Raw genomic sequence first — 8,706 nt, 5'->3', positions numbered from 1 at the left:
GGTAATCCCCCCTCAAAATAATTGAACTCAAAAGTAGAAAATCGAATAATCCTGTTCAAGGAGATTTTTTATGAAAACATCTAAATATTCAGATAGCTTAATCATGAGTATTTTAAAACAAGCTGAATCAGGAACACCTGTGCCTAACTTATGCCGTGAACATGGTATGAGTTCCGCTACATTTTATAAATGGAAAGCGAAATATGGAGGTATGGATATTTCAATGATGACACGACTTAAAGAATTAGAGGCTGAAAATGCTCGTCTGAAACGTATGTATGCTGACGAACGCCTTAAAGCAGATATTCTTCAGGATGCACTGTCAAAGAAGTTATAAAGCCTGTACAACGTAAATCTCTTGCTCAGCGAGCCGTTGAACAATTTAAGATTTCAGTGAGTAAAGCTTGCTTCATCTTTCAACTTAGTCAAACCTGTTATCGTTATAAAGCTCAATTAGATGAGCAAAATAAGATGATTGCAGACTGGCTACTGAAGCTCACCAACGAGAATAAGACTTGGGGCTTTCAGCTTTGCTTCTTGTACCTGCGTAATGTCAAAGGCTACCCATGGAACCACAAACGTGTTTATCGAATTTATAAGGAGCTTGAGCTTAACCTACGAATTAAACCAAACAAACGCATTCAGCGAATAAAGCCTGAACCGCTTACAGCACCATCAACACCAAATGAATCGTGGTCAATGGACTTTATGCATGACCAACTGAGTGATGGTCGCAGTTACCGAATTCACAATGTTATTGATGATTATAACCGTGAGTCACTGGATATATTGATTGATTTTTCTTTGCCAGCTCAACGAGTGCTGAGGGGATTAGATCAATTAATTGCATGGCGAGGTAAGCCAAAGCGTATCCGTAGTGATAATGGACCCGAGTATGTTAGTGATTTGATGGAAGCATGGTGTACTCAACATGGAATTGAGCATGTATTTACCCAACCAGGTCATCCACAACAGAATGCTTATGTCGAACGCTTCAACAGGACGGTGAGATATGAATGTTTGAATCAATATTTATTTCGAGAGCTTGAAGAGGTTGAAGACTATACAACGATATGGCAACACTTTTATAATCATGAACGACCACATATGTCAGTTGATGGTAAACCACCTAAATTTAAACAATGATAAGGACTTTGGCTTTCTACTTATTAAATCAATTAAAAATGGGAGTATTACCGATTTAGTAACTGAAGATTAAAAAATTAGCCCCCTGCTTAGCCTGTCGTTTTTTCGTTTGTTGTCGTTTTATTCGTGTATCAGTACTTTATTTTATCAATTTATTTTCTTACTCACAGCAGAAGCCCATTTTAATCATTCAATGAAAATGAAGTTTAGTTTTGTGAAAACTACGATAAAAGTGTTAAAAACTACAAAAAATAGTCAATAAAAACAATTAACTATCAAGAATTAAATACTGCAATCTTTTTTATTTCAAGACATTACCATGTAGCAATCTTAAAGCCTTAAGTAAATGTTTAGGTGGTCTTGTAGTGTTTCCTTTTCATTCCAAGACTCTCTAAGATCTTTAGGCTATGGTGAATACTCAAATCACATTTCAATAGGAAAGAATCAAATGACTTCTATCAATGTTGAGAGTATTAAAAATCATGCTGATGTTATCGCTGCGTGCGGAACTAAAGTTGGTGAGGTAGATCATCTGGTAGGTACAGATCAAATTAAGCTGACCAAACATGGAGATGGACACCATCATCTGATCCCAACCTCATGGGTGGGACAAATCCAAGATCAAAAAGTTATTCTGACCAAAGACTCTCAAGAAGTAAAAGATACTTGGATAGAGGTTTAGGAAAAAATCTATACCCGTTTTATTTTAATTTAAACTGAATCTAATGATTACGAACAGCCCTCTTTTGAGGGCTGTTCTATTGAAGAAACCAAATCATTTTTAAAACTTATTGTCCGACAATAATTCGATATCTTTTGATTTGGAAAATATCAATTTAATCCTATTCTATTTTGATTCGCTGATTTGTCCGTCGAATAGCGTGTGTCGTGCCAGTTTAAAGGTTTTTTATTGGTCATTAAAACACCAATAAAACTCATTGCGCCGCCGACCAACATTACTACTGTTATTGGTTCATTAAGAAGTAAAAATGCCAGTAGTACTGCAAATAAAGGCACTAAATTGTTAAAAATAATTGTTCTGGATGTACCTATTTTTGCAATGCCTTGTGCATACCATACAAATGCCAACACTGTACCTAAAGCGCCTAAATAAAGGATACTCAAATAAATACTGGCATGGAACGTAAAACTTTGCCATTGTCGAAGATACGGAATAAAGCTCATCGATAAGAAAAATAGCCCCCAAAGTGTTGAATAGGTTGTAATGATCAGTGGTGATAAACCCGCAATTTTTTTACAAAGCAATGTATATGCAACCCAACTGAGTACAGCACAACTCATCATTAATTCACCCGTTCCAAAAGAAGTGTTTAACTGAGAAAAAAGATGACCTTTGGTCACAACCAGTAAAGTTCCAAAAAATGCGAGAACCACACCAAAATAGTTAAATTTCGAGAGTTCTTCTTTAAAAAAAATTCGTGCTGCAATTATGGTCAATATCGGTGAGAGACTAACAAATAAAGCGGTTCGCCCTGCTTGCATATGCGATAACGCACCAAAGAAAAAAATATTATAGGCAAATACCCCAGTGAGTCCCATACATGCAGTAAGTAAATGCTGTTTAAAGTTTATTGTTTTAAATGACCCTTCGACTTTTATCAAAATTATCATCAGTAAAATAGAGGCAACGATAAAACGCATCAATGCTGCAATTTGGGCAGGCATTTCAAAGGCAATCACACGCCCTGCAATAAAAGTTCCACCCCATAGCATCGCTACACAGGTCAGTTTCAAATAAATTGTAAAATCCGCCCAGACGATTCTTTTTGTGTTCATGTGCAATGTTCAGTTCAAAATATGTATTTTTTAAATATTAAAACTAATAATACATCATGACATAATGAGCATTTACTCATGAGACTAAGCACAATAATTCAAAAATATTGATTTATGAAGTGCTGTGGAAATTCGAAATTTTATCTGATTATTTCTCTATAAAGGTAGAAATCAATTTATTTACTTCAGCGGGTTTTTCGGCATGCAACCAGTGACCAACCTGTTGAATGATTTCAACTTGGCTGTGGCTAAATTGTGATTCAATTGCATCAAAATGCTCTGGTTTTGAAATATAGGGAGAATTCCCACCTTTGATAAATAATGCTGGAACTGTATTTACCGACTGATTTTGCCAGTCCAAAATATCAGCATAATGGTTAAATAATGCGTGCACATTGAATAGCCACTTCCCTTTATTAAAAGATTTCAATAAAAATTGAATGACCATTTCTTCTTTTAAATATTGGCGCATAAGCTCAGTGGCTTCTTTTCGAGACTCCAATTGCGCATTTTCAACAGCAAATAATGCTTTAAAAATTTGATCATGGTGATTTTCTTGATATGCATAAGGCGTCATATCTAGCACCACCATCTTCAACATACGATCCTGTGTAAGATCCGCCAGTTTCATTGCAATTTTACCGCCCATGGAGTGCCCAACAACAACAAAAGTTTCAATCTTGAGATGGTCGAGTGTTTCCAAAACATCAGATGCCATGAGCGTATAATTCATTTCAACAGAGTGTTCAGAATGCCCGTGGTTACGCACATCGAGTTGCAATATATTAAATTTTTCTTGAAAGGCACGTGCAATAATCCCTAAATTACTTAAACTACCAAACAAGCCATGGATCAAAACAAGTGTTTGTTGATTTTCCGATGTAGATTGGGCTTGATCGTATTGATAATTGAGTAACATTAAGAATCTTCCAAAATTAAAATTGCTTTCACGCTATGATGACAAGAAGCTAAATCTAGGACAATAGTTTTATCATTCAGGTCACAATAATGCGACTTAAAGGCAAGCCATATTTTAAAATATTTTGTGCCTAGCATTAACCACCATATATTACTTATTTTCTACTTAGCTTCTGCTTTAATCGCAAATTCAGTCGTAAATATAGACAAATAAGACTGAACTTCATCTAAAGTTGAATAAATAATAAAAAATAAACTTCATTCTGCTGTTGAGTCGGACTTCGAATTACCTATATTATCAGACACGAATATCTTCGTTTGATTTAGGACTTGAGACCATGTTTCAACATGTAGATCCTTATGCAGGTGATCCAATTCTTTCTTTAATGGAAGCCTTTGGTAAGGATGAACGGACACATAAAGTAAATTTAAGTATTGGTCTTTATTATAATGAGGACACGATTGTTCCTCAGTTAAATGCTGTAAAAGCAGCGTTGAAGAATATTGAACCAAGCAATGATAAGGTAAAGCTTTATTTACCAATGGATGGTTCAAAGTCTTATAACGAAGCGACCCAAAAATTAGTGTTAGGCGAAAACAGTCAAGCGCGTAAAGATGGTCGTGCTGTGACTATTCAGACACTGGGCGGTTCTGGTGCGCTCAAAGTGGGGGCTGATTTTCTCAAAAAATATTTCCCTGAATCTGATGTTTGGGTCAGCCAACCGACTTGGGAAAATCATATTGCAATTTTCAATGGCGCAGGAATCAATTCGCATTTCTATCGCTACTTTGATGCTGCAAGCAATGGTGTTGATATTGAGGGCATGTTGGAAGATTTAAAACAAATTCCAGCCAAAGGTATCGTTCTACTGCATCCATGTTGCCATAACCCAACTGGAGCAGATTTAACACCTGCTGAATGGGATCGTGTTATTGAAGTCTTAAAAGCACGTGATCTAATCCCCTTCCTTGATATTGCTTATCAAGGTTTTGGGCAAGGCTTAGAAGAAGATGCTTATGCTATTCGTGCTTTAGATCAATCTGGTTTAAATTTTATTGTCAGCAATTCATTCTCTAAAATTTTCTCACTGTACGGTGAGCGTGTTGGTGGTTTGACATTCATATGTGATGATCAAGCAACAGCACAAAAAGTTTTAGGTCAGTTAAAAGCAACTGTACGTCGTATTTACTCAAGCCCACCTACAACTGGTGCGTTAGTGGTCGATAATGTATTGAACGACGCAACGCTGACTGAACAATGGCATGCAGAACTAAAAGAAATGCGTGAACGTATTATTCAAATGCGCGAACTGTTAAAAGCAAAATTATCTACTGCTCTGCCTGATCGCAACTTTGATTATCTGACTGCCCAACAAGGTATGTTTAGTTATACAGGTTTAACTGCTGAACAAGTGGATATTTTGAAAGATCAATATGCCATTTACTTGGTTCGTAGCGGTCGTATGTGCGCTGCTGGTTTAAACTTGAAAAATATTGACTATGTGGCAAGCTCTGTTGCAGAAGTCATTAAGGCAACCTCTTGATTTAATAAAGAGTGGTTTGAATCTAAAAAAATCCCTGGTTGTTAAAAGCTAGGGATTTTTTAAGTTATCCAATATCATCCATAAACATGGATTGACATCTGGTTTGAATTTTATAAAATATATATTCTCATCTCATCTTTTAAAGAGTAAAGCCAATGAAGTAAGTCATTTTCTCATCATTATTTTTAACTTTTGATGTGCAAAATAGATTTTACTCAAGGCAAAACTTATCTTTTGGTTCTGATACCACACTAACGATAAATAGAATAACCCTGTTATTTATAGCTTTATTTCATCCTATTTTGTGCATCCTCTATATGAGGGTTCTCCCATGCAACAGGCATGTATTATTTCAAATCTGAGTTTGGCATTCCCTACTCAAGATATGTTTAATCAATTGAATTTGGTGCTTTATTCAGGGCAAAGTTCAGCTTTGATTGGACGAAATGGTCTAGGTAAATCATTACTTTTTCAGATTTTGCATTTGCAACAATATTCAAATCTCGCGTATAGCGGTCAAATAACGTGGCATATCCAGCATGACTATTTAGCACAATTGCAACGCTTAGAAGCACAAACCATTGCTCAAGGATTGGAGGTTGAACACTTACATCGTGCATTTCAACGGATTGAGGAAAATACTGCCAATTTTGAAGATTATGACTTGGTTGAGAATGCTTGGGATCTGCCACAAAAATGGCAACAGATTTTACATAACGCACAGTTACCGATGGATTTAAATTATCCAATTCAACAACTGAGTGAAGGACAAAAAACCAAATTAGCCTTGTGTCGTTTATTCTTAAAGCAAGATCATTATTTGCTGTTAGATGAACCGAGTAATCATTTGGATATTCAATCTAGACAATGGCTTATGGAGTCTATTTTGGCTCATCCTGCTGGTGTATGTCTGATCAGTCATGACCGTCAATTGCTTGATCAGGTTCAACATATTTATGCATTAACCGAATTGGGATTGCAGCACATCCATGGAAATTATACAGACTACATTCTACAACATCAGCAACAGATCAATGCTTTAACTCAGTCGATTCAACAAGATAAACGTGAATTAAAACAGTTAAAGCAACAACAACATGAAAGCTTAATGAAAGCCCAAAAACGGCAACGTAAAGGAGCACAGCTAAGAGACTCAAACTCTCAAGCTAAAATTCTACTCGACTTTAAAAAGGAGCAAGCTGGACAAAGTTTTGGAAAATTACGCACGCAACAACTTCGTCAAATGGATGATTCACAACATGATTTACAAGATAAACAAAGCAAACTAGAGAAAATTAAGCCTCAAAGATTTGAATTTCAACTGCATAGCGCGCGTCAAGGTGAAATATTGAGAATCAATGATTTAAGATTGCCCTATACATCGACACAAAAAATCAAATTTTCATTGCATGCTGGTGAAAAAATTCAGCTTAAAGGTGCCAACGGTATTGGAAAATCAACCTTGTTAAAAATGATTGCTCATCATCAGACTCAGGAAATCTTTTTTAATGGTGCTTGTCTATATCTGGATCAAAACTTTAGTCTGTTAAATAATGATCTCACGGTGATTGAAAATTTAGCCATGTTTAACCCTCAAATTGCTGAAGTTGAGTGGCGAAAACTTTTGGGACAATTACGTATCCGTCGCGAGAAAGCCTTGTTCAAGTTGGGGCAATTAAGTGGTGGGGAAAAGCTTAAAGTCGCATTATTAGCCATCAGTCAAGCAGCCAATGGTGTTGATTTACTTTTATTGGATGAACCTGAAAATCACTTAGACATTGAATCTAGAATACTACTTGCACAAGCCATTGAGCAATTTAAAGGTGCCGTCATTTTAGTTTCGCATGATGCATTCTTTGTTGAAGAATGCGGAATAAATGAGGCATATCTACTTCACTAGTACTGCAAATGAATATTTCAAAGCAACATTAATGTGTTTATCGCTCTATAACAGGACATGACAAACTCTCTAGCAATGAATTGAAATGTATTCGTTTCGACTTGGTGAGAATTTGTCATCATGCCCATGTTGCACATTTATTGTTTTTGAACTGCTTCAGCGAACCCGAGAATATAACCATTTGGATCTTTTAAATAAAACTCTCGCATTCCATACCATGCTGTTTTTAATTCAGTAAGCTCAAGATTTTTACTTTTAAGCGCTAAATAAAATGCCTCTATGCCTTCAATTTCCATATAAAATGATACTGATGCGCCTATATTCAACCCTTTGGAAAATATAACATCATTTTTAAAAGTGTCTGAACGCTGAAACATAAATTCGATTTGATTTCTTTGTACCAAAGCATAAACATAAGCTTTGTTGTCCATAAAACGAGTATCTATTCCATCTTGAGATTCTGCAACTGCCATGATTAATTTAAAACCCAAGTGATCGACATAAAAAGCCACAGTTTTTTGAATATCAGACACTTCAAAGTTTGGAGAGATTTTATGAATATTCATATTGATTTCACCTGCAAATTAAGATGATCAATTATGATTGTGATGTCACCTTAAATAATTGTATAAATCGGTCATTTTTGTTTTTACTTAATTCTTTCGGTGTAGTCCCTGTGTATTTTTTTATTTGTTTAATAAAATGTGCTTGATCATAATATTCACAATTCGGATTGAGATGATCACTGGTTATTTTCCTATATGCTGTATGGCAGCGTACAATGTTCAAAAATTCTTTTAGTGTGATCCCAAATGTTGTCTGAAAATATCTGTTGATTTGTCGACTGCTCCAGAAAACATGGTTAGAAATTTCAGCCACAGTTTTCACTTCTTGATCATAGACCATGCGAAATAATTTCAATTTTCTATGGTCAATTTGATTTAAATCATTAAATAAAATTTCTAAATCTTTTGATATTTGAACAACAAAATGTTCAAATTCATCTGAATGATACAGATCAAGTTGCCAAAAGTTTAAAGCTAAGTTAACAGATGTGTCTAAAATCGACTTTAATTGATCTTTGAAAACATATTCGATTGCCGGAAGTTTAAATCTAACCGCAAAAATCTGAGTGTTTTTTGAAATTCTTATCTCTTTTGGTGTGGTCCATATTCCTGTAAGTTTAACAAGCGTTAATTTCCTATGACTAAACTCAGCAATTAAGTCGAAATAACCATCAGGCAAAATAGTATGCTGAATGTCTATTTCTTCCGTTTCATAATACCAAAAGCACTTTATAAAATGATTTAAAAAACCTTTTGCTTCAATTTCCCGATATTTCAATTCAATACTCCGCTAAAGTTTGATTCTCATAGAGAATGAACAAACTAAGTTTTACAC

The 8,706-nt window shown here is 35.2% G+C and carries 8 protein-coding genes; 4 read left to right on the top strand and 4 right to left on the bottom strand.

Annotation, left to right across the window (positions count from 1 at the left end; all coding sequences use genetic code 11):
* The first annotated feature begins 70 nt into the window (after positions 1-70).
* Both AAV97_RS02070 and AAV97_RS02065 read left to right on the top strand, forming a co-directional pair.
* Positions 71-1,146, top strand: a protein-coding gene (locus tag AAV97_RS02070) for an IS3-like element ISAbe6 family transposase (RefSeq protein ID WP_155769243.1) whose coding sequence is annotated in 2 segments (ribosomal slippage) — positions 71-323 and positions 323-1,146 — 1,077 coding nt in all. Because the reading frame shifts where the segments join, the coding sequence is not laid out codon by codon here.
* A 448-nt stretch (positions 1,147-1,594) separates the two neighbouring features.
* Positions 1,595-1,828: a DUF2171 domain-containing protein gene (locus AAV97_RS02065; protein WP_004830796.1), complete on the top strand. Its 234-nt coding sequence runs from the start codon at positions 1,595-1,597 to the stop codon at positions 1,826-1,828.
* 149 nt (positions 1,829-1,977) lie between these two features.
* Here the strand turns inward: AAV97_RS02065 and AAV97_RS02060 are convergent, their stop codons facing one another.
* Both AAV97_RS02060 and AAV97_RS02055 read right to left on the bottom strand, forming a co-directional pair.
* Positions 1,978-2,943, bottom strand: a complete 966-nt coding sequence (locus AAV97_RS02060) for a DMT family transporter (protein ID WP_046759669.1) — start codon at positions 2,941-2,943, stop codon at positions 1,978-1,980.
* Between the two features lie 148 nt (positions 2,944-3,091).
* Positions 3,092-3,862: an alpha/beta fold hydrolase gene (locus AAV97_RS02055; protein WP_042086762.1), complete on the bottom strand. Its 771-nt coding sequence runs from the start codon at positions 3,860-3,862 to the stop codon at positions 3,092-3,094.
* A 337-nt stretch (positions 3,863-4,199) separates the two neighbouring features.
* Between AAV97_RS02055 and AAV97_RS02050 the strand changes: the two genes are divergently transcribed.
* Positions 4,200-5,405, top strand: coding sequence for an aromatic amino acid transaminase (locus tag AAV97_RS02050; RefSeq protein WP_005028851.1), 1,206 nt, complete (start codon positions 4,200-4,202; stop codon positions 5,403-5,405).
* A gap of 331 nt (positions 5,406-5,736) precedes the next feature.
* On the top strand, positions 5,737-7,305 hold the full coding sequence (locus AAV97_RS02045; RefSeq protein ID WP_046759668.1) for an ATP-binding cassette domain-containing protein: 1,569 nt from the start codon (positions 5,737-5,739) through the stop codon (positions 7,303-7,305).
* A gap of 137 nt (positions 7,306-7,442) precedes the next feature.
* Here AAV97_RS02045 and AAV97_RS02040 read toward each other — a convergent pair whose 3' ends face one another.
* Positions 7,443-7,871 (bottom strand): VOC family protein, encoded by a 429-nt coding sequence (locus AAV97_RS02040; RefSeq protein WP_046759667.1) that lies wholly within the window; start codon positions 7,869-7,871, stop codon positions 7,443-7,445.
* Between the two features lie 31 nt (positions 7,872-7,902).
* Positions 7,903-8,649 (bottom strand): helix-turn-helix domain-containing protein, encoded by a 747-nt coding sequence (locus AAV97_RS02035; protein ID WP_046759666.1) that lies wholly within the window; start codon positions 8,647-8,649, stop codon positions 7,903-7,905.
* Positions 8,650-8,706: the final 57 nt, after the last annotated feature.

The organism is Acinetobacter sp. Ag2 (genome assembly GCF_001005515.1).
Classification (GTDB): domain Bacteria; phylum Pseudomonadota; class Gammaproteobacteria; order Pseudomonadales; family Moraxellaceae; genus Acinetobacter; species Acinetobacter bereziniae.
Note: the sequence above shows the minus strand (reverse complement) of the source record. Positions and strands in the feature narration are given on the sequence as shown.

Bases quoted from the DNA above. Each gene is read 5' to 3' on its own strand.
- AAV97_RS02065 (WP_004830796.1), top strand. From the start codon at position 1,595: ATGACTTCTATCAATGTTGAGAGTATTAAAAATCATGCTGATGTTATC.
- AAV97_RS02040 (WP_046759667.1), bottom strand. From the start codon at position 7,871: ATGAATATTCATAAAATCTCTCCAAACTTTGAAGTGTCTGATATTCAA.
- AAV97_RS02045 (WP_046759668.1), top strand. From the start codon at position 5,737: ATGCAACAGGCATGTATTATTTCAAATCTGAGTTTGGCATTCCCTACT.
- AAV97_RS02055 (WP_042086762.1), bottom strand. From the start codon at position 3,862: ATGTTACTCAATTATCAATACGATCAAGCCCAATCTACATCGGAAAAT.
- AAV97_RS02060 (WP_046759669.1), bottom strand. From the start codon at position 2,943: ATGAACACAAAAAGAATCGTCTGGGCGGATTTTACAATTTATTTGAAA.
- AAV97_RS02050 (WP_005028851.1), top strand. From the start codon at position 4,200: ATGTTTCAACATGTAGATCCTTATGCAGGTGATCCAATTCTTTCTTTA.